Consider the following 22,381-nt stretch of genomic DNA (forward strand, 5'->3'; position numbering starts at 1 on the left):
CCCAGGGGCGCGGGGAACTGCGCGACCAGCCACAGACGGCCCGCAGACGAACATCAGTCCTGCTTCTCCCCGCTCGCGAAGCGCGAGATCACCAGCGCGACGATGATGATCGCCCCGTTCAGGAACTGGTTCCACAGCGCCGGGACCCCGCCCAGGGTCATGACGTTGACCACCAGTTGCAGCGTCAGCACACCCGTGAGCGCGCCGAACAGCGTGCCCCGGCCGCCCTTCAGACTGATCCCGCCGATCACCGCCGCCGCGAACACCTGGAAGATCCAGCCGTTGCCCTGGGTCGCGGCCACCGAGCCGTAGTGGCCGGTGTAGAGGATCCCCGCGAACGCGGCGAGCAGGCCGCCGATCGCCAGGACCGCCCAGGTGATCCGGTCCACCCGGATCCCGGCCGCCCGCGCCGCCTCCGGGTTGCCCCCGATCGCGTACAGCGCCCGCCCGTGGCGCAGCCAGGCGAGCGCGGCGCCGCCGACGGCGAAGAGGGTCAGACAGATCCAGACGGCGGCCGGGGCGCCCAGCCAGTCGGTCTTGCCGAGGTAGCGGAAGGACTCCGGCACCTCGGTGATCGACTTGCCCTCGGTGATGCCGACGTGGAGGCCGCGCAGCATCGTCAGCATGCCCAGGGTGGCGATGAACCCGTTGACGTTCAGCTTGAGCATCAGGAAGCCGTTGACCGTGCCGATCGCCACGCCCACCAGGAGGCAGAGCGGGATCGCCGTCCAGGAGGGCAGCAGACCGAGCCCGGCGAACCGGCCGCCCTCGGACGGCAGCACCAGCCACATCGCGATCACCGGCGCGATGCCGATCGTGGACTCCAGGGAGAGGTCCATCCGGCCGCAGATGAGGATCAGCGCCTGGCCGAGCACCAGCAGGCTCAGCTCGGAGGACTGCTGGATCACGCTGATCAGGTTGTCCGAGGTGAGGAAGACCGGCGACACGATGAAGCCGATCACCATCAGCACCAGGATCACCGGGACCAGCGAGAAGTCGCTCCAGCGCACATGCGCGAGCCGCCGCCGCGCGCCCGCGCCCGTCAGCTCGGCGGGCGCCGTGGTCACCGTCTCGGTCATGGCCGCTCCCCCACACCTTCCATGGCGGCGACCAGTTCCCGGTCGGTCCACCCGCTGTCGTATTCGGCGACGACCCGCCCGTGGAACAGTGCGAGCACCCGGTCGCACACCCGCAGGTCGTCCAGCTCGTCGGAGACGATCACGGCGGCGTTCCCCTCGTCGGCGACCCGTCGCACCACCGCGAGCAGCGCCTCCTTGGACTTCACGTCGACCCCGGCCGTGGGGCGCACCGCGACCAGCGCCACCGGCCTTCTGGCCAGCGCCCGCGCCACCACGACCTTCTGCTGGTTGCCGCCGGAGAGCCCGGACACCGGCTGCCCCGGCCCCCGGGTCTTGATGTCGAGCGAGGCGATCATCGACCGGGCGAACTCCCTCGTACGGGAGGGCAGTACGGTCCCCCACGGCCCGAGCTGGTCGGTGACCGTGAGCGTGGCGTTCTCCGCGACCGAGCGCTGGGGCACCAGGCCCTGGCGGTGCCGGTCCTCGGGGATGTAGCCGATGCCCGCGTCGAGCGCGTGCGGCACGCTGCCCGGCCTCACCGCCCGGCCGCGCACCGCGATCCGCCCCGCGCTCGCCCGGCGCATCCCGGCCAGGGTCTCGCCGAGCGCGGTGTTCCCGCTGGCCGCGGCCCCCGCGAGGCCCAGCACCTCGCCGGGGCGCACGGCGAGGTCGACCGGCTCGAACTCGCCGTCCAGGGCGAGCCCTTCGGCCGTCAGGACCGCGGCCGCGTCCTCGCGCACCGCACGGGCGCCCGCGTGCCAGGAGGCTCCGCCGCCCGCCTCGCCGGTCATCGCCGCCACCAGGTCGTCCTTGGCCAGCTCGGCCACCGGCGCGGTGAGCACATGGCGGGCGTCGCGGTAGACGGTGACGGCGGTGCACAGCTCGTACACCTCCTGGAGGTGGTGCGAGATGAAGAGGAACGCCACTCCCTGGGCCTGGAGCTCGCGCAGCTTGGTGAACAGGCGCTCGATGCCGCGCGCGTCCAGCTGGGCGGTCGGCTCGTCCAGGACGATCAGGCGGGCGCCGAAGGAGAGGGCGCGGGCGATCTCCACGAACTGGCGCTGCTCCACGGTCAGTTCACGGGCCCGTGCGTCCGGGTCGACGTTCACCCCGTACCCGGCGAGCAGGTCCGCCGCGCGCCGCCGCAGCCGCCCCCAGCGGATCGGGCCGCCCTCGAACCGGTTCAGGAAGAGGTTCTCGGCGACGGTGAGGTCCGGGACGACCATGGACCGCTGGTAGACGCACGCCACCTTGGACTGCCAGGCCGCCCTGTCGCCGAAGGCGGGCGCGGGCGCCCCGCCGAACGCCACCGTGCCGGCGTCCTGCCGGTGCAGTCCGGTGACCACGCCGACCAGCGTGGACTTGCCCGCGCCGTTGCGGCCGACGAGCGCGTGGGACTCGCCGGGCCGCACGGTCAGCGCGACCGAGTCGAGCGCCAGGGTCGGCCCGAAGCGCTTGACGATCCCCCGGGCCTCCAGGGCGGGCTCGGCGCTCACGGTCAGCCCTTCTTCTGGAGCTGGTTGGCCCACAGCGCCGGGTCACCGGCGTTGGCCCGGGTCACCAGGGGCGCCGGGAGCTGGTCCTCGTAGCCGCCGGGGATCTTGACGATGGTGGAGCCGTGGTCGGTCGGGCCCTCCTTGAAGGTCTTTCCGTCCAGGGCCGCCTTCGCGTAGTACAGCGCGTACTTGGCATAGAGGTCGGCGGGCTGGGAGACGGTGGCGTCGATCTTCCCGGCCTTGATGGCGTCGAGCTCCTCGGGGATGCCGTCGTTGGAGACGATGGTGATGTGGCCGGGGCCGCCCGGCGGCTTCAGCAGGTGCTTCTGCTCCAGGAGGGCGAGGGTGGGCTGGAGGAAGACGCCGCCCGCCTGCAGGTAGATGCCGTTCAGGTCGGGGTGGGCGGCGAGGGTCGACTGGAGCTTGGCGGAGGCGACGTCGCCCTTCCAGTCGGTGGCCAGCTCGAAGACCTGGATGCCGGGGTAGTCCTTGGCCATGCAGGCCTTGAACGCCTGGGACCGGTCGCGGCCGTTGATGGAGGACAGATCGCCCTGGAACTCGGCGACCTTGCCCTTCCCCTTCAGCTGCCCGCCGAGGAACGTGCAGGCCTTCTCGCCGTACGCCTTGTTGTCGGCCCGTACGACCATGTAGACGTCGCCCTTGTCGGGGCGGGTGTCGACACTGACGACCGGGATCTTCCTGCTGTGCAGGGCCTCCAGGGTCGAGGCGACCGCGCCGGTGTCCTGCGGGGCCATGATCACGGCCTTGGCGCCCCGGTCCATGAAGGCGGTGACGTTGGCGACGAGCTTGCCGATGTCGTTCTGCGAGTTGGTGAGCGGCAGCGCGGAGACCTCGCCCGCCTTGGTGCCCTTCTGGATGTACTGCTGGTAGGAGTTCCAGAAGTCGCTGTCGCTGCGCGGCAGGTCGATACCGACCTTCTTGTCCCCGGTGCCGCCGCCGGAGTCGCGGTTGCAGCCCGCCAGCGCCCCGGCCGCCAGAAGTACACAGCAGACGGCGGCAGTTGTCGTACGCACTCTCATGGTGATGTCCTTCGCGGTTCGCGGCTCAGATGGTGGGGCGCGGGCGCAGACCCTGCATGCCGCCGTCGACGGCCAGGGCGGTACCGGTGACGCAGGAGGCGGCCGGGCTCGCCAGATACGCGATGGCGGCGCCCACCTCGTCGGCGGTGACAAGCCGCCCCATGGGCTGGCGGGCCCGCAGCGCGGCCCGCTCGGCCTCCGGGTCCTCGGCCCCGGCGAGCAGCCGGGCGACCCAAGGGGTGTCCGCCGTGCCCGGGTTGACGCAGTTCACCCGGACCCCCTCGGCCACGTGGTCGGCGGCCATGGCGAGGGTGAGGGAGAGCACGGCGCCCTTGGCGGCGCTGTACAGGGCGCGTTGCGGCAGGCCCGCGGTGGCGGCGATCGAGCAGGTGTGGGTGACGGAGACGTGGCCGGGCCGCTCCTGGGCGGCGCGCCGCAGATGCGGCAGCGCGTGGCGGGCGACCCGGACCATGCCGAGGACGTTGACGTCGAGGACCCGGTGCCACTCGGCGTCGTCGTTGTCCTCGACGGTGCCGGTGGCGCCGGTCCCGGCGTTGGAGACGAGCGTGTGCAGGGCGCCGAACTCGCGCGCGGCCCGGGCCACCGCCTCCCGTACGCCCGCGTCGTCGGTGACGTCGGCCTCCAGGGCGAGGGTGCCGTGCGGGGCGCCCTCGACGTCCCGGTCGAGCACGGCGACGCGGGCTCCCCGGGCGACGAGCAGCCCGGCGGTGGCCGCGCCGATCCCGGAGGCGCCGCCGGTGACCAGCGCGGCCATCCCGGCGAAGTCCCGGGGTGCGGCCTCGGATGCGGCCTCGGATGCGGTGAACTCCCGCGGGGTGCTCATGAGATGACCTCCTGGGCCGGGCGGCGGGCCCGCCACTGCGGTCCGTCCGGGTAGCGGTAGGCGGCGATCGACTCGGGGCGCATCCGGGCCGAGAAGCCCGGGGCGCGCGGTGCGCGGTAGCGGCCGCCCTCGATGACGGCCGGGTGGATGAAGTGCTCGTGGAGGTGGTCGACGTACTCGATGACGCGGTCCTCGCGGGTGCCGGAGACCGCCACGTAGTCGAACATCGCCAGATGCTGGACGAGTTCGCACAGGCCCACGCCGCCCGCGTGCGGGCAGACGGGGACGCCGTACTTGGCGGCGAGCAGCAGGATCGCCAGGTTCTCGTTGACGCCGGAGACCCTCGCCGCGTCGATCTGCACGAAGTCGACCGCGCCGGCCTGGAGGAGCTGCTTGAACACGACCCGGTTGGCGACGTGTTCGCCGGTGGCCACCTTCACCGGCTGCCCGGCGCGTACGGCGGCGTGGCCGAGGATGTCGTCGGGGCTGGTCGGCTCCTCGATCCAGTGCGGGGCGTACGGGGCGAGCGCGGCCATCCAGCGCAGCGCGTCCGGCACGTCCCAGCGCTGGTTGGCGTCGACGGCGATGCGGATGCCGGGGCCGACCGCCGCGCGGGCCAGCCGCAGCCGCCGTACGTCGTCGTCGAGGTCGGCGCCGACCTTCAGCTTGATCTGCGCGAAGCCGTCCGCGACCGCCTCCTTGGCGAGCCGGACCAGCTTGTCGTCGTCGTAGCCGAGCCAGCCGGGCGAGGTGGTGTAGGCGGGATAGCCCTCGGCGCGCAGCAGCCGGGCCCGCTCGGCGCGGCCCGGTTCGGCGGCCCGCAGCAGGGCGAGAGCCTCCTCGCGGGTCAGTACGTCGGTGAGGTAGCGGAAGTCGACGAGGGAGACCAGCTCCTCGGGGGTCATCGCGGCCAGGAACTCCCAGACGGGCAGCCCGGCGGCGGTCGCGGCCAGGTCCCAGGCCGCGTTGACGACCGCGCCGGCCGCCATGTGCGTGACGCCCTTCTCCGGGCCGAGCCAGCGCAACTGCGAGTCATGGGTGAGGTCGTGGTGGAGGGCCGCGAGATCGGCGGCGCTTCTCGGCGCCGGACGGCCCACCACGTACGGCCGCAGCGCCTCGATGGCGGCGGCGGTGACATCGTTGCCGCGGCCGATGGTGAAGACGAGACCGTGGCCCTCGGTGCGGGCCGGGCCGTCGGTGCGCAGCACCACATAGGCGGCCGAGTAGTCCGGGTCGGGGTTCATCGCGTCCGAGCCGTCGAGCTGCTCGGAGGTGGGGAAGCGGATGTCGTATACGTCGAACCCGGTGACACTCGGCCTCATGCACGCCCCCTGTGGCTGAGTCCTGTCTGAAGAACTCTTGCGACGAACTTCTGCTCGAACATCCGACCTCTCACGGTCATCCGATGTATTCCGGATGTATAGCGCCGGACGGGCGGGACAGTCCAGGGGCGCGACAGAAACAGGGCGGAAATTTCCTCGCACAGCTCGGATGAATCACGAGAGAGATCACGCTCTGCCCCGGCTGCTGCCCGTTCATGCGGGGATCACTCCGGCGGGGACGGTGCCGTGCACGGGGGCTGCGGCGGGGTAGTGCTGAAGCCGTAAGGTTGGGGCGTATGCAAGAGAACTTCGGAGGGAGGCACTGGGTGATCGAGCTGGAGGGAGTTCCCGAGCTGGTCGACCCGGTCATGATCGCCGCGTTCGAGGGCTGGAACGACGCGGGCGACTCCGCCTCCTCAGCCGTCGCTCACCTGGAGCGCGAGTGGAAGGGCGAGGTCTTCGCCGCGCTCGACGCTGAGGACTACTACGACTTCCAGGTCAACCGGCCGACCGTGTTCCTGGAGGGCGGGGTCCGCAGGATCACCTGGCCCACCACCCGGCTCTCCGTCGTCCGGGTCGGCGGCGACAAGCCGCGCGATCTGGTCCTGGTGCGCGGGATCGAACCGTCGATGCGCTGGCGCTCGTTCTGCAACGAGATCCTCGGCTTCGCGCACGAGCTGGGCGTGGAGATGGTGGTGATCCTGGGCGCGCTGCTCGGGGACACCCCGCACACCCGCCCGGTGCCGGTCAGCGGGGTCACCTCCGACCCCGACCTGGCCCGCACGATGGACCTGGAGGAGACCCGGTACGAGGGCCCGACCGGCATCGTCGGCATCCTCCAGGAGGCGTGCACCCACGCGGGCGTCCCGGCGGTCAGCCTCTGGGCGGCGGTGCCCCACTATGTGTCGCAGCCGCCGAACCCCAAGGCCACGCTCGCCCTGCTCAACCGCCTCGAAGACCTCATCGACCTGCGCATCCCGCTGGGCGAGCTGGCCGAGGACGCCCGGGCGTGGCAGCTCGGGGTGGACCAGTTGGCGGCCGAGGACAGCGAAGTGGCCGAGTACGTCCAGACGCTGGAGGAGGCGCGGGACACCGCGGACCTGCCCGAGGCGTCCGGCGAGGCGATCGCCCGCGAGTTCGAGCGGTATCTGCGCCGCCGCGACGGTGGACCGGGCGCGCCCGGCGGCCACATCACGGACGGGGGCGAGTCCACGTCGTATCTGCGCGACACGAGCAGCGGGCGGACTCGGCCGCCGAAGCCGGCGCGTGAGGAGCCGGATGAGCCTGGCGAAGGCTCGGGCTCGGAGTCCTCGGAGGACTGAGCGCGTCGCCTGGAAGCGTGGTGACGTGACCGCGGGCCGGCTGTGGCTGGCCGCTCCCCCCAAGTTCGCGGCTTCGCTCGAACAGGGGGGACCCCCATCGCGGCGGAGCCGCACATGTCACAGTCCCGCGCCCCTGACACGGCCCGAATTGCACATGTTGCCCAACCCGCCTTTATTCCAAACCCAATTGGCCGTACGGGGTGGACGAGTCGGCATCCTGGTAGCAGGGTGTGCCGGGTACGGACGCGCGCGAACCCGATCCGATAACGGCATCAGATGGGAGCGGGAGCGGCCATGACCGACCAGGCACTCCCGGGCCAGGGCCCCGGAACGGCGGGCCCCGGACCCGATGGAGCTGGATTCACCTACCAAGGCGCCGAGCCGGAGCTGATCGTCGTCACCGGCTCGGACCCAGGAGCGGACACCACGGCGCTCACCATGTTCCTCGGCGACCAACAACTGGCACTCGAACCGCTCTTCGGCCGGGGCGCGCCGCCCGACCTGTCGCTCTTCCGCCGCGTACGCGGCGGGGCGGACCGGGCCGAGGAGATCGCCGCCCGGCTGGCCGCGCTGCCGGGGATCGAGACCGCCTATGTGAAGCCGGGCGCCGTCCCGGCCGACCACGCCGGTCCCGACGACGAGGCGGTGCGGCGGCTCAAGGAGGGCACGCCCGTCACCCCCGACTTCACCGGCCGCCAGGGCTACTTACGAGCCGCGCCCGAGGGTGTCGACGCGTACTGGGCCTGGCAGCGGCCCGGCGGCTCCGGCCGGGGCGTCACCGTCGTCGACGTCGAGGGCGCCTGGCAGCTGGGCCACGAGGACCTGGCGGACAAGCTCGCCGGGATCGTCGTCGGCACCCCGGTCCAGGACCTGGCGTGGCGCAACCACGGCACCGCGGTCCTCGGAGTGATCGGCGGCGACCGCGACGACAAGGGCATCACCGGGATCGCCCCGGAGGCGGTCACGGCGGCGGCCTCCTACGCCTCCATCGGCACGGCCGCGGCGATCCACGCCGCCGCCGAACGGCTGGCGCCCGGCGACGTCGTACTGGTCGCACTGCACCGGCCGGGACCCCGGTTCGCCTATGAACACCGCGACGACCAGGCCGGTTTCCTCCCCCTTGAGTGGTGGCCGGACGACTTCGCCGCGATCCGGCGGGCGACGGCCAGGGGCGTCCTGGTGGTCGCGGCCGCGGGCAACGGCGGGGAGAGCCTGGACGACGGGCTGTACGAGCGTCGGCCCGAGCGGTTCCCCCGGACCTGGCGCAATCCCTTCAACCCGGCCAACCCGTCCTCCGGCGCGGTCCTGGTCGGCGCGGGCGCCCCGCCGCCCGGCACCCACGGGCGCGACCACGGCCCGGACCGCTCACGGCTCGCCTTCTCCAACTACGGGGCGCGGCTCGACGCCCAGGGCTGGGGCCGGGAGGCCACCACGACCGGCGGGTTCTGGGACCGGGAGGGTGAACTCCAGGGCGGCGCCGAGGAGATCGCCTGGTACACCGACGCGTTCTCCGGCACCTCCGCCGCGGCGCCCGTGGTGACCGGCGCCCTCGTCTGCCTCCAGGGGATCCTGAAGGCGGCGGACCTCGCGCCGATGACCCCCGAGCGGGCCCGCGAGATCCTGCGGACGACCGGCTCGCCGCAGCAGGACGCGCCCGGGCGGCCCGCCTCCCAGCGCATCGGCAGCCGGCCCGACGTCAGGGCCGCGGTGACCCGGCTCATGCCCTCGACGGTCGGCACCGGCCAGGCCGAGCGGTACTGGGACGAGCTCCTCCCGTACCCCCCTGAACTCCCGCCGAGGCTCCGGCTGTTCGTCGCCGGGGCGTGGCGCAACCTCAACGACCCGGCGCCGGAGCTGCGCCGCGCGGTGCACGCCGCCTTCACCGGGGGACGGCCCGACGTACGCGTCTGGTTCTCGGACGACGAGGTCGTCGGTCTCGTCGTAGCGGGCTGACCGCTCCACGCGCCGGCCCACCACACCTCCACCCACCCCTCCATCCGCACATCGACCCATGACCCACCCATGACCGACCCACGCATCGACACAGGGAAGGTGACACCCGTATGAGCACCACCCCGCAGATGAGTCAGCAGCAGTACGGTCAGCCTCAGTACGGCCAGCAACAGGGCTTCCCGCAGCAACAGGGGTTCCCGCAGGGGCAGCAGGGGTTCCCGCAGCAGCAGGGCCCGCACGACCAGCAGCAGGGCCCCAGCACCTCGCCGCCGCAGATCCAGCAGCAGCTCCAGCAGCTCGGTCAGCAGCAGCCCTTCCAGCAGCTGCTCCAGCAGATGGGGCAGCCGATGGGCGGTATGCAGCAGACCGAGCAGCCGCTCGTGCTGCCGAGCGCCGTCGAGGCGGCCTCGGTGACCAGCGGCATCGCCACCAAGTTCTGGGACGTGGTGACCCCGCTGCCCGGCCAGCCGTCGATCCTGTACCTGTTCATCGCCAACAACTGGCACCCGCTGGTGAACCCGAACCAGGTCACGCATGACGCGGTCCAGGAGGCCTTCGCCTTCGGCCAGCAGGTCATCGGGTTCTTCGACACCAAGACGGGCACGATCCAGGCCGTCGTGGTGAACCGCCAGTAGCACCGGCACGTACGCGAAAAGGCGCCGGGTGGGCAGTGCCCACCCGGCGCCGTGCTGTTTCTTCTACGGCCTTACAGGGCCACGCCGAGCAGCGCGTCGACGGCGCGCGAGGCCACGCCGGGCGCGCCCTCGTCCGTACCGCCGTCGGACTGCTGGAGAGCGGCCCACCGGTCCACGGCCAGGAGCGCCGTCGGGGCGTCCAGGTCGTGGGAGAGGGCGTCGCGGATCTCCTCGACCAGCGCGTCCGCGGACGGCCCGTCGGGGCGGGAGACGGCCGCGCGCCAGCGGTCGAGCCGCTCCAGGGCGTCCTGGAGGACCTGGTCGGTCCACTCCCAGTCGGCCCGGTAGTGGTGCGAGAGCAGCGCGAGCCGGATCGCCGCCGGGTCGACACCGTCGCGGCGCAGCTTGGAGACGAAGACCAGGTTGCCCCGGGACTTCGACATCTTCTCGCCGTGCAGCGCGACCATGCCGGCGTGGACGTACGCCTTGGCCATCGGGAACTCGCCGGTGAGCACCTGGGCGTGCGAGGCGCCCATCTCGTGGTGCGGGAAGGCGAGGTCGGAGCCGCCGCCCTGCACGTCGAAGCCCATGCCGAGGTGGTCGAGGGCGATGGCGACGCACTCGATGTGCCAGCCCGGCCGGCCGCGGCCCAGGCTCGCGCCGTCCCAGCTCGGCTCGCCCTCGCGGGCGGCCATCCAGAGCATCGGGTCGAGCGGGTTCTTCTTGCCGGGGCGCTCGGGGTCGCCGCCGCGCTCGGCGGAGAGCCGCCGCATGGCTTCGGCGTCGAGGTGGGAGACCTGCCCGAAGTGGGCGTCGCTCTCCACGGAGAAGTAGACGTCCCCGTCGAGTTCGTAGGCGGCGCCCGCGTCCCGCAGCCGCTCGACGAGCGGCACGATGCCGGGTATCGCCTCGACGGCTCCGATGTAGTGCTTCGGGGGAAGCATCCGCAGGGCGGTCATGTCCTCGCGGAAGAGTGCGGTCTCACGCTCGGCGAGCGCGGTCCAGTCGTGCCCGTCGCGGATGGCGCGCTCCAGGAGCGGGTCGTCCACGTCGGTGACGTTCTGGACGTAGTGCACCTGCCGCTTGGTGTCGAGCCACACGCGCTGAACGAGGTCGAACGCGTTGTAGGTCGCCGCGTGACCCATGTGGGTCGCGTCGTACGGGGTGATGCCGCAGACGTAGATACGGGCGACGGGACCGGGGTCGAGGGTGACAAGACCGCCGGTCGCGGTGTCGTGGATCCGGAGGTCGCGGCCCTTGCCGGGCAGGGCGGGGACCTCAGAAGCGGGCCAGGCATGCATGTCATGAGCGTAACCGGACGCACGCTCCATATTCGAACCGGATGTGCGCTCTTGGCCGAATACGTGGTCTTGCGCGGACCCGGCCCACCGTGCATGGATCCCGCTTGTCCCGTTACGTCACCTGTGCCGGGCTACACCGGCGGCCAGGGAATCGGCGGCCATTCGCCCGACGGGCTGCGGTGCACCCCGTCCGCCAGCAGGCCCGCCACCCGGTCCCGCAGCGCGTCCAGCTCGGCCGCGGTGATCAGCTCCGCCAGTCGGGTGGCCAGCGGCTCGCCGGGGGCGAGCACGGCCCCGAGACGGGTCAGCGCCGCCACCGCCTCCCCGGTCAGCGGCTCGCCCGCCCACCCCCACAGCAGTGTGCGCAGCTTGTCGTCGACGTTGAAGGTGACCCCGTGGTCGATGCCGTAGAGGCGGCCGCCCTCGGCGGGCAGCAGATGGCCGCCCTTGCGGTCGCCGTTGTTGATCACGGCGTCGAGCACGGCGAGCCGCCGCAGCCGCTCGTCGTCGGCGTGCACCAGGAGCGCCGTGCGGCCCTCCCCCACGTCCGCGAGCCCGACCGCCTTCCAGCCCTCGCCCGGCTCCTCCCCGTCGACGAGCGCGAGCAGCCCGCCGTCGGCCTGCTCGGCGCCCTGGCCGTCGTCGGAGCCCTCGGCGTCGCCGGCCTCTTCGGTGAGCGTCTCGATCCACAGCTGGACCATGCCCTCGCCGTACGGCCCGTCGCGCAGCACGGTCGGCGGCACCAGGTCCCAGCCGAGGGCCGCGCTGACCTCGTAGGCGGCTACCTCGCGCTGGGCGAGGGTGCCGTCCGGGAAGTCCCACAGCGGGCGTTCCCCGGCCACCGGCTTGTAGACGCAGTGGGCGCTCTCGCCCTCGTACGCGACGGAGCAGTACAGCACCGCGTTGGACGCCTCGCGGATCCGGCCGCGGACGGTGAGCTCACCCTTGGCAAGCAGTTCCACCGCCGTCAGGCTCCCCGTCGGTATCCGTTCTGGCGCGGGCATACGTGTCCTTCCGGGTCGAGCGGCAGGCTGCACAGCGGGCACGGCGGGCGGCCCGCGTTGACCACGTCCAGGGCGCGCTTGGCGAAGGCGCGGGCCTGGGCGCCGGTGAGGCGGACCCGCAGCATCGGCGGGCCGTTCTCGTCGTCCTGGAGCAGCCGCTCCTCGGCCTCGGCGAGGTCCTCGTCGGAGTCGGCGTCGAGCTCGACCAGGGCCTGCGCCTCGATGACCATGCGCTGCTCCTCGCCGTCCCAGGCGAGCGCCATGGTGCCGACGCGGAACTCCTCCTCGACGGGCGCGTCGAGCGGCGCGGTGTCGGTGACGTCGGCGGGGGCGACGGCCGGGACGGGCGCGTTGCCGCCGGTGCGCCGCACGACCTCGTCCAGGAGCTCGTCGATCCGCTCGGCGAGGGCCGCGACCTGGGTCTTCTCCAGGGCGACGCTGGTGGTACGGCTGCCCGCGGACGCCTGGAGGAAGAACGTACGGCGCCCGGGCAGCCCGACCGTACCGGCCACGAAGCGGTCCGGTGGGTCGTAGAAGAACACCTGACGGGACACGTCCTGGTCTCCCTATGTCGGATTGAGCGGTGGATGCGGGCCCGCCGGGGCGGAGCGCGGTGTTTTCAGCCCGTCCACCCTACTGCGCCCGGCGATCACGGTGCTCCCGCGCCACCCCCGACGACGGCCCGCCCCTCGGCGGCCTCGCTTTCCTTGGCCGCCCGCGGCGCCAGCGAGCCGAAGTCCCCGGTCTCGCCCAGGCGCATCAGGAACGGGCGCAGCCGGGTGTAGCGGATCGCGGTCAGGGAACACGGTTCCACCGAGATCCGCTGAAAGAGGTCCAGATGCATTCCGAGGGCGTCGGCGACGATCGACTTGATGATGTCCCCGTGCGAGCACATGACGAACACGGCGTCCGGGCCGTGCTCGGCCTCCACGCGCGCGTTCCACTCGCGCACCGCCCCGACGGCGCGCTGCTGCATGGCCGGCATCGACTCGCCGCCCGGGAAGGCCGCGGCCGACGGGTGCTGCTGCACCACCTCCATCAGCGGGTCCTCGGAGAGCTCGGCGAGCTTGCGGCCCGACCAGTCGCCGTAGTCGCACTCGCTGATGCGCTCGTCGGTGTGGAGTTCCAGCCCGGGCCGCGCCTCCAGCAGAGGCCGCAGGGTCTCGCGGCAGCGCTCCAGCGGGCTGGAGACGGCGGCGGCCAGCGGCAGTCCGGCGAGCCGGGCGGGCAGCGCGGCGGCCTGGGCGGCGCCGCGCTCGTCGAGCAGCACACCGGGCGTGCGCCCGGCCAGCACACCGGAGGTGTTGGCGGTGGAGCGTCCGTGACGTACGAGGATCAGCGTGGCCATGTCCGCCAGCGTAGGCCGAGCGGCGCGAGCGGGTGCGCCCGGTACGGGTTCGCGGAAGAATGCGCGCCGTGATCGTCGACTGCGCCATCTACCGGGACGGCCGCCGCACCGAGGGCCCGCCGGACTACTCCGATGCGCTGGAAGAGGCCCGGGCGGCCGGGGACGCGTTCGTGTGGCTGGGCTTGTACGAGCCCACCGAGGACGAGTTCGACCTGGTCAGCAGCGAGTTCGGGCTGCACGCGCTGGCGGTCGAGGACGCGCTGACGGCCCATCAGCGACCCAAGCTGGAGGTGTACGACGACTCGCTGTTCGTGGTCCTCAAGCCGGTGACGTACGAGCAGGAGAGCGACAAGGTCAGCACCGGCGAGCTGATGCTGTTCATCGGCGACTCGTTCGTGGTGACGGTCCGGCACGGCGAGGGCGCACCGCTGCACGATGTGCGCATGCGCCTGGAGGCCGAGCCCGAACTGCTCCGGCACGGCCCGACGACCGTCCTGTACGTGGTGAGCGATGCCGTCGTCGACCACTACACGGAGGTGGCCGCCGAGCTCCAGACGGACCTGGAGGAGCTGGAGGCGGAGGTCTTCGCGCCGGTCGGCCGCGAGGGCAAGGGCCGCGCCCCGGGCGACGGGAGCACGGTCGCGTCCCGGATCTACACCTTCAAGCGGCAGGTCCTGGAGTTCCGCCGGGCGAGCGGGCCGCTGGCGGAGCCGATGCAGCGGCTCTCCGGGGCCGGGGTGCCGTTCGTGCACGACAAGGCACAGCCGTTCTTCCGTGATGTGAGCGACCACCTCACCCGCGCCAACGAAGGCGTGGAGGGCCTGGACCGGCTGCTCTCCGACATCCTCTCCGCCCATCTCGCACAGATGGGCGTGCGGCAGAACGACGACATGCGGAAGATCTCCGCGTGGGCGGCGATGGCCGCGGTGCCGACGATGGTCGCGGGGATCTACGGCATGAACTTCGAGCACATGCCGGAGCTGGGGTACGTCTGGGCGTATCCGGCGGTCCTCGCGCTGATGGCGGCGCTCGAAGTGCTGCTGTACCGCACGTTCAAGCGCCGCGGCTGGCTCTAGGGTCTGTCCGGTGGATCTGGTCGGCACGCGGGGGTCTGGCACGCCCATCTGCGGCGTTGTCGTCAGTTGCCGACGCTCCGCGCCGAAGCCGACCAGATCCACCGGACAGACCCTAGAGCCGCGCGGTCACGCGAACCCGGGCGCCGGGGCGGCCGGTCCGCCCAGTGCGTCGCGGTGCTCCGGCATCGCCAGGGTGACCATTCGGCGCCAGCCGCCGGCCCGTTCGTAGGCGTACACGCCGTGGATCCCGGCCGTCAGCGCCGCCGACTTGGCCTTCGGCCAGCCGAGGATGCGGCCCATGTGCGCCATCACGGCGAGGCTGACGTCCCGGTAGACGCGGATCTCGGCGAGCGCGCACTCGCGCAGCACGCGCTGGATGGTGCGGCCGTGCCCGGCGTACGCCAGGCGCAGCAGCTCCTCGTGGCAGTAGGCGAGGTGGTTGTCCTCGTCGTTGCTGATCATCCGGATCGCCCGGCCGACGTCGGGATGGTCCCCGAAGTACCTGACCAGCATCACCATCTGGTCGGCGGCACGCTGCTCGGTGACCCGGCTGTGCGAGAGGTAGGTGACGACGTCCTGCTCGGTCAGCGGCCGCTCGGCGCGCAGCCGTTCATGGGCGAGCCCGATCCCGTGGCGCTCCAGGAGCATCGTGTAGTCGGTGTCGGCCGGCACCGGGACCGGGGTCAGGCCGCGCTTCTTGAGCAGCGCGTTGAAGATCCGCCCGTGCTTGTCCTCGTCGGCGCCGTGCCGGGCGATCTTGGGGGCCAGCTCGCGCTGCTCCGGTGGGACCAGCGCGGAGATGCGGCCGTTCTCCCAGCCGCCCTGCGTCTCGCCGCTGGCCGCGATCGAGCAGAAGAGCCGGAACGACTCGTCGTTGTCGAGGATCTCCTGGAACAGGCTCTTGGCCGAAAGCATCGCCGTACCTCCGCATGACTCCCGTACAGACATCTGCAAAGAGCAAGTCAAGTGCGGAGGACAGAACGGGGCAACAGGGGTGCCTCTCCACTGGGCCGAACGAAGGAACGGACGGGGGTGTGTCCGCCCGTAACCCACTCGGCGCACGGCGCGTTGTTCGGGGTGACGGCCGTGGCGGGGAAGACCCCCCGAGCCCCCACCACGGCCGCGGACTTCCCGTTCCGCCCTACGCCAGACCGGCGCGCTCCAGCGCCTCGGTGCCCGCCCGCAGCGCCGCCACCCGCTCGTCCAGCGTGAAGCCGGCCGGGGCGAGGGTGAGAGTGGTGACCCCGGCGGCGGCGTAGGCCCGCATCCGGTCGGCGATGCGCTCCACCGAGCCGAGCAGCGTGGTGGAGTCGATGAGCTGGTGCGGGATGGCGGCGGCCGCGCCCGCCTTGTCGCCGGAGAGGTACTTCTCCTGGATCTCGGCGGCCTCCTTCTCGTACCCCATGCGCTGCGCGAGCTGGTTGTAGAAGTTCTGCTTGAAGCTGCCCATGCCGCCGACGTAGAGCGCGGTGTACGGGCGGAACATGTCCGCGAGCGCGGGGACGTCGGCGTCCGCGCCGAGCGCCAGCGGCAGGGTCGGGCAGACGTCGAAGCCCTCCAGGGTCTTGCCCGCCTTCTCGCGGCCCGCCCGGATGTGGCGGATCGCGGTGTCCTCCAGGTGGTCGGCGGAGGGGAAGATCAGCAGCGCGCCGTCGGCGATCTCGCCGGTCTGCTCCAGGTTCTTGGGGCCGATCGCGGCGATGTAGAGCGGGATGTGCTCGCGCTCGGGGTGGACGGTGAGCTTGAGGGACTTGCCGGGACCGCCGGGCAGCGGCAGCGTCCAGTGCTCGCCCTCGTAACTGAGCCGCTCGCGGGTCATCGCCCGGCGGACGATCTCGACGTACTCGCGGGTGCGGGCGAGCGGCTTGTCGAACTTGACGCCGTACCAGCCCTCGGAGACCTGCGGGCCCGAGACGCCGAGGCCGAGGCGGAAGCGGCCGCCGGAGAGCGAGTCGAGGGTGGCGGCGGTCATCGCCGTCATCGCGGGCTGGCGGGCCGGGATCTGGAGGATCGCGGAGCCGACGTCGATGCGCTCGGTCTGGGCGGCGACCCAGGCCAGGACGGTGGGCGCGTCCGAGCCGTAGGCCTCGGCGGCCCAGCAGACGTCGTAGCCGAGCCGGTCGGCCTCCTGGGCGACGGCGAGGTTGTCGCCGTCCATTCCGGCGCCCCAGTAGCCGAGGTTGATCCCGAGCCGCATGACGGTCCCCTTACTGATCAGTAACGTCCCTGTTCCGGGGGACTCTAGCGCGCGGGCGGGCGGGACGGCAGGGCTCCTGGAGCCGAGTTGTCCACAGGGCCCCACCGGCTCGCGCCATGGCCAGTAATCTCAGCGCCCATGGAGCAGAGGCACCTGGGCCGTACGGGCCTGCGCGTATCCCGGATCGGGCTCGGCACTCTCACCTGGGGCCGGGACACCGACGAGCACGACGCCGCCGATCTGTTGAAGGCGTTCTGGGAGGCCGGCGGCACGCTGGTCGACACGGCGGACGTGTACGGGGGCGGGGACGCCGAATATCTGCTCGGGCAGCTGGTGGAGCGGCTGGTGCCGCGCCGCGATCTGGTCATCGCGACCAAGGCGGGCAGCGTGCCCGACCCGGACCGGCGCTTCGACGGCTCGCGCGGCCATCTGCTCGCCGCGCTCGACGAGTCGCTGGAACGTCTCGGCACGGACTACGTCGACATCTGGCAGGTCCACGCCTTCGATCCGCAGACCCCGCTCGACGAGACGCTCCAGGCCCTGGACATCGCGGTGAGCAGCGGCCGCGTGCGGTACGCGGGCGTGTCCAACTTCTGCGGCTGGCAGCTCGCGAAGGCCGCTACCTGGCAGTTGGGCGCCCCGAGCGTGCGAACCCGGCTGGCCAGTACGCAGATGGAGTACTCACTGCTCCAGCGCGGTGTGGAGCGGGAGGTGCTGCCGGCCGCGCTCGACCTCGGGATCGGGCTGCTGCCGTCCTCGCCGCTGGGGCGCGGGGTGCTGACGGGGAAGTACCGCAACGGCACCCCGGCGGACTCGCGCGGGGCGTCCCAGGCGCTGGCGCCGTTCGTCGCGCCGTATCTGGACGAGGCGGCGAGCCGGATCGTCGACGCGGTGACGATAGCCGCGGACGGCCTCGCGGCGACGCCGCTGCAAGTCGCGCTCGCGTGGGTGCGGGACCGGCCCGGAGTGACCGCGCCGATCGTCGGCGCGCGCAACGCGCAGCAGCTCGCGGCGGCATTGTCAGTGGAGGCGCTTAGTCTTCCAGACGAGATCTGCCGGGCGCTGGACGATGTGTCGGCGCCCGTGCACCGCTATCCCGACCAGGACTGGAGCACCTTGTGACCGCGCTTCCCCCGGGGACGGCCCCCGGAACCCGGGCCGATGGCGCCGAAGGCGCCGAAGAAGCCGGTGCGGCCGAAGTGGCCGAGGCAGCCGACACACCCGAAGGCGCGGGGGAGGTCGCGGAGGACTCGGCTCCGGCCGCCGAGGACGCGGCCGACGCGCCCGACGGCTCGGCCGGGGACGGCGCCGCGGACGAAGCCGCGGACGAAGCCGCGGACGAGGCGGGTCCGGCGGCCGAGGGCGCCGACACCCCCGCCCCGGGCGCCGACGGCGCCGCCGGGACCGGTGACGGCTCCGCCGAGTTGTCCGAGGCCCAGGCCGAGCTCGCCGCACAGCGCGAGTTGCGGGCGCGGATCGAGGCGCGGAAGGCCGAGAAGGAGGGGGCCGTCGCGGCCGGGACCAAGCTCAGCGGGCAGGCCGCCGACCTGCTCGCGGCCGTACGGGCGGTCGAGAGCGGTGAGAAGCCGGGGGCGTCGTTCTTCGCCTCCGCCCCGGCCCCGCGCCGCCCCGCCCCGCTACCGGACGCCCCCGCGCCCGTACGGACGCAGGCGCCGCAGCCCGCGCGCGTGGCCGCCGGGCCGGAGGCGCTGGCCGCGGTGCGGGCCGTGCTGAGCGACGGCGGAGCGCCGGACTCGCTGGCCCCGCAGGTCACGGACGCCCTGGGCGAGCAGGCGGCCGACGTGCTGCGGACCGACCCCTGGCAGCTGCTCGCCGTGCCCGGGGTCCGCCCCGAGCAGGCCGACGGCTTCGCCCGGGCGCTGCTCGGCGCGGAGTGCGGCCCGGACGACCCGCGCCGGGCGGCCGCGCTGGTCGCCTGGGCCCTGGAGCGCGCGTCGGTCCAGGGCCACACCGCGCTGCCGATCGCGGCGGTGAAGGCGGCGCTGGCCGAGCGTTCGGTGCCGGACCCGGACGAGGCCGTACGGCACGTGATCAGCGAGGGCGTGGTGCTGGTCTTCGAGGACGGAGTGGCCGCGCTGGACGGTGGGACGGCCGACGACGAAGAGGACGAGGCGGAGGACGAGGCGGACGAGACCGTCCCTGTCGAGGTGCTGCTCGGCCTCGACCGGTACGCGCTGGCGGAGGAGAGCCTCGCCGACGGTCTCGCCCGGCTCGCCAACGCCCCCGTGAAGGACGACGGTTCGGACTGGGCGGCCGCCGCGGCGGCCGCCCCCTCGCCGTCCGCCGCCGAGCTGATCAGGGCGGTGGCGGGCAACGGCCTGGTCACCCACTCCGGCGGTGAGGCCGCCCGCGCCGAGTCCGCGGCCGTGGTCACCGCCGCACACGGCCTCGGCCTGCGGGCGGCCGCCGCCGCGCACACCAGGGACGGGCGGCGCCGGCTCGCCGGGGCGGTGGGGACCGAGCGCGCGTTCACCGTGGCCGCGCTGCTCTCCGGGGCCGAGGGGCCGGGCCGGGACGAGGACGGGGCGCTCGCCCTGGACGTGCTGGTCGTACAGGACGCCCCGCAGCTCGACGTGGAGGGCGCGGCGATGCTCGTCGAGTCCCTGCCGGACGGCTGCCGTCTGGTGCTCGGCGGGGACCCGGAGGTGCTGGGTTCGGCGGGCGCGGGCCGGGTGTTCGCCGATGTACTGGCGGCCCGGGCGGTCCCGCACGTGGCGTCGCGCACCCCGGACCCCGGCCCGATCGGCGAGCTGGTCTCGGGGATTGGCGCCGGTGAGCTCGGCCAGGTCGAGGCGCCGGGCAAGGAGGTCGTGATCGTCCCGGTGCGGGACGCGGGCGAGGCGGTGCACCGCTGCGTCCAGCTGGTCGCGGACTCGGTGCCGCGCGCGATCGGGGTGCCGGCCGAGCAGACCCAGGTGATCACGGTCGGCCACGGCGGCTCGGCGGGTACGCGGGCGCTGAACGCCGCCCTGAAGGAGCGGCTCAACCCGGGCCCCGGCCGGTTCGCGGGCTTCGACCCGGGCGACCGCGTGGCGTACGCGGAGGCGCCCGGGCGCACCTCGGTGGGCGTGGTCGGCTCGGCGGGCCCGGACGGGCTGCACCTCGACTGCGCCGGTGAGCCGCTCGTCGTACCGAAGGAGCGGGTCGAGTCGGCGCTGCGGCACGGCTGGGCCCTGACCGCCCACCAGGCGGCCGGGACGCGCTGGCCCGCGGTCGTGGCGGTGCTGCCCGGGGACGCGGCGCAGGGGCTCAGCCGGGCGTGGGTCTACACGGCGTTCGGCCGCGCCGAGCGCCATCTGTCCGTGGTCCACGGCGTGGACCAGGCACTCCCGCGCGCGGTGGCCGAGGTGCCCGCCCCCGCGCGTACGACCCGGCTCACGCCCCTTCTGATGGCCCTGCTGCGGACACCCGAGGCGGAGTAGCCCCGGGGGCCCCGCCGCCGATACGCGACAGCCTCCGTGCCCGTACGGGCACGGAGGCTGTCCGCGAAAAGCGTCAGAACGCCGGAGGTGTCACGAAGCCCCCGGCAGGTCGTCCTCGTCCTCCAGCTCGTCCTCGTCGAAGACCGCGCTGACGTCGAACCGGCACACCACCCGCTGCGGATCCGCGTGGTCGAACGGCGTGCTCAGCCACTCCCCCGGCTCCGGCGGCTCGTCCGCCGCCGACACCCACAGCGTGGAGTCGCCCTCCTCCAGGCCGAACTCCTTGTGCCGGGAGGCGATCTCGTCCGGTTCGTACTCCCCGAAGAGCACCCCGAGCGCCGCGTGCACGCTCGTACCGACGACAGCGGCCGCCCGGTCCACCTCGGCCGACTCGCTCGCCTCCGGGTCCAGGTCCGCGATCCGCTGGGCCTGGGCGAGCAGCCGCTGGGGTTCCACCACCGCGTAGTCACGGCGGATCAGCACACTCAGCGCGTTCGGCTCCTCCGGGCCCGTGTAGGGCGGCAGGGAGTCGTCGGCGCCCGGGATCTCGAAGGGGGTGACCTCGTCGTACCGGTCGTAGAGCCGCTCGTCGTACGCCTCGGCAGCGGCCGCCAGGGCGTTGAACGCGTCGTACACGGCCGGATCGTCGTCCCCGGTGCGGCGTTCCACCGCCTCCAGGTGGCGGTCCAGCGCGGCTTTGACCGCGTCGGCGGCGGCACGTACCTCGGCAGCGGAGGGCTGCGCAGCATCAGACATAGTGCAGACGCTATCCGTACCAGGGCTCTGCCCGCACAATAGATGCGATGCCGGAATACGAATTTGTCGACGTGTACGTGCCTCGCGGGGTCTCCCGCAAGGACGCCACACGCCTGCTGACCGACCACGCCGAGTACGGACACTGGGAGTTGGAGCGACTGAGCCTGCTGCGTGACGGCAGCCGCAGGGTGCGGCTGCGCAGGCGGATCATCCGCCAGCTGCGCGCCACGTGGTGACGGACATCGTGTGACGAAAACGGATCGGGCCCCGCGGTCGCGGGGCCCGATCCGTTCTGTCTGATTCCTGCCGCTCTGGTGCGCGGCTCCACTTACGCGCCGGAGCGGGCGCGGCGGTAGAGCGTGGCACCGGCGAGCAGCAGACCCGCACCGGCCGGCAGGGCGATGCCCACCGCGTCCGACCCGGTGTGCGCCAGCGCCCCGGCGGCCTGCGGGGCCGTCACGGCCTGGGTGCCCGGGCCGTGCGGAGCGGCCGGGGTACCCGGAGTGCCCGGGGTGTGCGGGTGCTGGCCGGGCTTGGTCCGGTGGATCGGCTTGACCGCGTCCCCGGGCTTGCCCGGGTGGTGCGGCGTGCCGGGGTGGTGCGTGCCCGGGTGCTCGCCCTCGCACGGCTCACCGGGCTTGCCGGGGTGGCCCGGCTTTCCCGGGTGGCCGGGGTGGCCGGGCTTGCCGGGGTGGTGCGGGGTGCCGGCGTGGTGACCGTCGCCGGACACGTTGGCGCAGTCGTTGCCGAAGACCGGGTTGAGGGCCCCGATCACGGTGACGCCGTTGCCGCAGGCGTTGACCGGGACGTCGACGGGCGCCTGGACGCTGTTGCCGGAGCCCACGCCGGGCGAGTCGCTCGCGTGGCCGTGGGCCGTGGCACCGCCGCCGCCGTGATGCGAACCACCCTTGTTGACACAGGTGTTGCCCATCGCCGGGTTGAGCAGCCCGATGACGTTGACGGTGTTGCCGCACGCGTTGACCGGCACGTGGATGGGCGCCTGCACCGCGTTGCCGGACAGGACGCCCGGGGAGTTGGTCGCGGAGCCGTTCGCCTTCGAGTCGGCGTGTGCGTAGCCACTGCCCATGGCGATGACGCCGGTGGCGGCGGCCATGGTGATCAGGCCTTTTCTGGTGACCTGTCGCATAGGTTGTTCCCTGCCTTCTACCTTCCGGATGCTCCCGGACACCGTTGCGCCCGGGAGTGGGTGCCTGGCGGCCCCGGAGTGCATGGCGCGCACTCCGGGGCCGCCGGACTCAGACCCTCACGGGTTCAGGCTCGACGTCACTTGTTGACGCAGGTGTTGCCGAAGGCGGGGTTCAGCAGCCCGATCACCGAGATCGTGTTGCCGCAGACGTTCACCGGCACGTGGACCGGAACCTGGATGACGTTGCCCGAGGCGACACCGGGGGAGCCCACCGCAGCACCCTGCGCACCCGCGTCGGCGACGGCGAGGCCCGCACCCGCGAGAACCAGACCACCAGTGACAGCCGCAGCAGCGACGACCTTCTTGATCATTACTTCCTCCTTGTTGGCAAAGGTGCGATCCCAGCCGCGGACCGCAC

At 72.9% G+C, this 22,381-nt stretch carries 21 protein-coding genes; 7 read left to right on the plus strand and 14 right to left on the minus strand.

Translation table 11 applies throughout. From position 1 onward, the window contains the following. Positions 1-53: 53 nt before the first annotated feature. From OG965_RS10700 to OG965_RS10720, 5 genes are read right to left on the minus strand one after another with little or no spacing between them, the layout of a single operon-like run. Complete coding sequence (locus OG965_RS10700; protein WP_371651516.1) at positions 54-1,079, minus strand: ABC transporter permease; 1,026 nt, start codon at positions 1,077-1,079, stop codon at positions 54-56. Next, positions 1,076-2,575, minus strand: coding sequence for a sugar ABC transporter ATP-binding protein (locus OG965_RS10705; RefSeq protein ID WP_371651518.1), 1,500 nt, complete (start codon positions 2,573-2,575; stop codon positions 1,076-1,078). Before OG965_RS10705 ends, OG965_RS10700 begins: the two co-directional genes overlap by 4 nt. Before the next feature lie 2 nt (positions 2,576-2,577). Next, positions 2,578-3,615 (minus strand): sugar ABC transporter substrate-binding protein, encoded by a 1,038-nt coding sequence (locus tag OG965_RS10710; RefSeq protein ID WP_371651520.1) that lies wholly within the window; start codon positions 3,613-3,615, stop codon positions 2,578-2,580. A 25-nt stretch (positions 3,616-3,640) separates the two neighbouring features. Then, positions 3,641-4,459 (minus strand): SDR family NAD(P)-dependent oxidoreductase, encoded by an 819-nt coding sequence (locus OG965_RS10715; protein WP_371651522.1) that lies wholly within the window; start codon positions 4,457-4,459, stop codon positions 3,641-3,643. Then, the gene (locus OG965_RS10720) at positions 4,456-5,781 is read right to left on the minus strand and encodes an enolase C-terminal domain-like protein (protein WP_371651524.1); all 1,326 of its coding nucleotides are present in this window, start codon (positions 5,779-5,781) and stop codon (positions 4,456-4,458) included. The genes OG965_RS10715 and OG965_RS10720 overlap by 4 nt, the downstream gene beginning before the upstream one ends. Before the next feature lie 326 nt (positions 5,782-6,107). On the opposite strand from OG965_RS10720, the gene OG965_RS10725 reads away from it, so the two are divergent. The 3 genes from OG965_RS10725 to OG965_RS10735 all read left to right on the plus strand — a co-directional run bounded on the left by OG965_RS10725 (position 6,108) and on the right by OG965_RS10735 (position 9,691). Then, positions 6,108-7,103 carry a PAC2 family protein gene (locus OG965_RS10725; protein WP_371651526.1) on the plus strand — a complete coding sequence of 332 codons (996 nt, stop codon included), beginning with the start codon at positions 6,108-6,110 and terminating at the stop codon, positions 7,101-7,103. Between the two features lie 294 nt (positions 7,104-7,397). Beyond that, on the plus strand, positions 7,398-9,056 hold the full coding sequence (locus OG965_RS10730; protein WP_371651528.1) for a S8 family serine peptidase: 1,659 nt from the start codon (positions 7,398-7,400) through the stop codon (positions 9,054-9,056). Between the two features lie 110 nt (positions 9,057-9,166). Further along, positions 9,167-9,691: a hypothetical protein gene (locus OG965_RS10735; RefSeq protein WP_371651530.1), complete on the plus strand. Its 525-nt coding sequence runs from the start codon at positions 9,167-9,169 to the stop codon at positions 9,689-9,691. 71 nt (positions 9,692-9,762) lie between these two features. Here the strand turns inward: OG965_RS10735 and mshC are convergent, their stop codons facing one another. From mshC to OG965_RS10755, 4 genes are all read right to left on the minus strand, one after another. After that, positions 9,763-10,992 (minus strand): cysteine--1-D-myo-inosityl 2-amino-2-deoxy-alpha-D-glucopyranoside ligase, encoded by a 1,230-nt coding sequence (mshC, locus tag OG965_RS10740; RefSeq protein WP_371651532.1) that lies wholly within the window; start codon positions 10,990-10,992, stop codon positions 9,763-9,765. A 131-nt stretch (positions 10,993-11,123) separates the two neighbouring features. Further along, a complete protein-coding gene (locus OG965_RS10745; RefSeq protein WP_371651533.1) occupies positions 11,124-11,996 on the minus strand; it encodes an SCO1664 family protein in 873 nt (290 codons plus the stop codon). Further along, positions 11,960-12,550, minus strand: a complete 591-nt coding sequence (locus tag OG965_RS10750) for a DUF3090 domain-containing protein (protein WP_371651535.1) — start codon at positions 12,548-12,550, stop codon at positions 11,960-11,962. The genes OG965_RS10745 and OG965_RS10750 overlap by 37 nt, the downstream gene beginning before the upstream one ends. A 95-nt stretch (positions 12,551-12,645) precedes the next feature. Beyond that, positions 12,646-13,344 (minus strand): histidine phosphatase family protein, encoded by a 699-nt coding sequence (locus tag OG965_RS10755; RefSeq protein ID WP_371651537.1) that lies wholly within the window; start codon positions 13,342-13,344, stop codon positions 12,646-12,648. Between the two features lie 59 nt (positions 13,345-13,403). On the opposite strand from OG965_RS10755, the gene OG965_RS10760 reads away from it, so the two are divergent. Continuing rightward, on the plus strand, positions 13,404-14,420 hold the full coding sequence (locus OG965_RS10760; protein WP_371651539.1) for a magnesium and cobalt transport protein CorA: 1,017 nt from the start codon (positions 13,404-13,406) through the stop codon (positions 14,418-14,420). Positions 14,421-14,546: 126 nt separating this feature from the next. Here OG965_RS10760 and OG965_RS10765 read toward each other — a convergent pair whose 3' ends face one another. Continuing rightward, positions 14,547-15,335: a ferritin-like domain-containing protein gene (locus OG965_RS10765; protein WP_371651541.1), complete on the minus strand. Its 789-nt coding sequence runs from the start codon at positions 15,333-15,335 to the stop codon at positions 14,547-14,549. Between the two features lie 226 nt (positions 15,336-15,561). Then, positions 15,562-16,617 carry an LLM class F420-dependent oxidoreductase gene (locus OG965_RS10770; RefSeq protein WP_371651543.1) on the minus strand — a complete coding sequence of 352 codons (1,056 nt, stop codon included), beginning with the start codon at positions 16,615-16,617 and terminating at the stop codon, positions 15,562-15,564. A 138-nt stretch (positions 16,618-16,755) separates the two neighbouring features. Here OG965_RS10770 and OG965_RS10775 point away from each other — a divergent pair, with 138 nt between their 5' ends. Next, the gene (locus tag OG965_RS10775; protein ID WP_371651545.1) at positions 16,756-17,739 is read left to right on the plus strand and encodes an aldo/keto reductase; all 984 of its coding nucleotides are present in this window, start codon (positions 16,756-16,758) and stop codon (positions 17,737-17,739) included. After that, entirely contained in the window at positions 17,736-20,060 is a 2,325-nt protein-coding gene (locus OG965_RS10780) for a helix-hairpin-helix domain-containing protein (RefSeq protein ID WP_371651547.1), read from the plus strand. The genes OG965_RS10775 and OG965_RS10780 overlap by 4 nt, the downstream gene beginning before the upstream one ends. A 90-nt stretch (positions 20,061-20,150) precedes the next feature. Here OG965_RS10780 and OG965_RS10785 read toward each other — a convergent pair whose 3' ends face one another. Beyond that, positions 20,151-20,816: a hypothetical protein gene (locus OG965_RS10785; RefSeq protein WP_371651550.1), complete on the minus strand. Its 666-nt coding sequence runs from the start codon at positions 20,814-20,816 to the stop codon at positions 20,151-20,153. Between the two features lie 47 nt (positions 20,817-20,863). On the opposite strand from OG965_RS10785, the gene OG965_RS10790 reads away from it, so the two are divergent. Further along, complete coding sequence (locus OG965_RS10790) at positions 20,864-21,052, plus strand: DUF5703 family protein (RefSeq protein WP_188275129.1); 189 nt, start codon at positions 20,864-20,866, stop codon at positions 21,050-21,052. Between the two features lie 92 nt (positions 21,053-21,144). On the opposite strand, the gene OG965_RS10795 is transcribed toward OG965_RS10790, so the two are convergent. Both OG965_RS10795 and chpH read right to left on the minus strand, forming a co-directional pair. Then, the gene (locus tag OG965_RS10795) at positions 21,145-21,963 is read right to left on the minus strand and encodes a chaplin family protein (protein ID WP_371651553.1); all 819 of its coding nucleotides are present in this window, start codon (positions 21,961-21,963) and stop codon (positions 21,145-21,147) included. A gap of 137 nt (positions 21,964-22,100) precedes the next feature. Further along, positions 22,101-22,334, minus strand: coding sequence for a chaplin ChpH (gene chpH / locus OG965_RS10800; protein ID WP_067156120.1), 234 nt, complete (start codon positions 22,332-22,334; stop codon positions 22,101-22,103). Positions 22,335-22,381 lie beyond the last annotated feature (47 nt).

Origin of the sequence: Streptomyces sp. NBC_00224 (genome assembly GCF_041435195.1) — a bacterium.
In the GTDB taxonomy this organism is placed as follows: domain Bacteria; phylum Actinomycetota; class Actinomycetes; order Streptomycetales; family Streptomycetaceae; genus Streptomyces.

Coding starts and splice junctions, on each gene's coding strand:
- OG965_RS10755 (WP_371651537.1), bottom strand. CDS start 13,344: ATGGCCACGCTGATCCTCGTACGTCACGGACGCTCCACCGCCAACACC.
- OG965_RS10765 (WP_371651541.1), bottom strand. CDS start 15,335: ATGCTTTCGGCCAAGAGCCTGTTCCAGGAGATCCTCGACAACGACGAG.
- OG965_RS10770 (WP_371651543.1), bottom strand. CDS start 16,617: ATGCGGCTCGGGATCAACCTCGGCTACTGGGGCGCCGGAATGGACGGC.
- OG965_RS10785 (WP_371651550.1), bottom strand. CDS start 20,816: ATGTCTGATGCTGCGCAGCCCTCCGCTGCCGAGGTACGTGCCGCCGCC.
- OG965_RS10730 (WP_371651528.1), top strand. CDS start 7,398: ATGACCGACCAGGCACTCCCGGGCCAGGGCCCCGGAACGGCGGGCCCC.
- OG965_RS10735 (WP_371651530.1), top strand. CDS start 9,167: ATGAGCACCACCCCGCAGATGAGTCAGCAGCAGTACGGTCAGCCTCAG.
- OG965_RS10715 (WP_371651522.1), bottom strand. CDS start 4,459: ATGAGCACCCCGCGGGAGTTCACCGCATCCGAGGCCGCATCCGAGGCC.
- OG965_RS10745 (WP_371651533.1), bottom strand. CDS start 11,996: ATGCCCGCGCCAGAACGGATACCGACGGGGAGCCTGACGGCGGTGGAA.
- OG965_RS10795 (WP_371651553.1), bottom strand. CDS start 21,963: ATGCGACAGGTCACCAGAAAAGGCCTGATCACCATGGCCGCCGCCACC.
- mshC (WP_371651532.1), bottom strand. CDS start 10,992: ATGCATGCCTGGCCCGCTTCTGAGGTCCCCGCCCTGCCCGGCAAGGGC.
- OG965_RS10700 (WP_371651516.1), bottom strand. CDS start 1,079: ATGACCGAGACGGTGACCACGGCGCCCGCCGAGCTGACGGGCGCGGGC.
- OG965_RS10790 (WP_188275129.1), top strand. CDS start 20,864: ATGCCGGAATACGAATTTGTCGACGTGTACGTGCCTCGCGGGGTCTCC.
- OG965_RS10760 (WP_371651539.1), top strand. CDS start 13,404: ATGCGCGCCGTGATCGTCGACTGCGCCATCTACCGGGACGGCCGCCGC.
- OG965_RS10775 (WP_371651545.1), top strand. CDS start 16,756: ATGGAGCAGAGGCACCTGGGCCGTACGGGCCTGCGCGTATCCCGGATC.
- chpH (WP_067156120.1), bottom strand. CDS start 22,334: ATGATCAAGAAGGTCGTCGCTGCTGCGGCTGTCACTGGTGGTCTGGTT.
- OG965_RS10710 (WP_371651520.1), bottom strand. CDS start 3,615: ATGAGAGTGCGTACGACAACTGCCGCCGTCTGCTGTGTACTTCTGGCG.
- OG965_RS10720 (WP_371651524.1), bottom strand. CDS start 5,781: ATGAGGCCGAGTGTCACCGGGTTCGACGTATACGACATCCGCTTCCCC.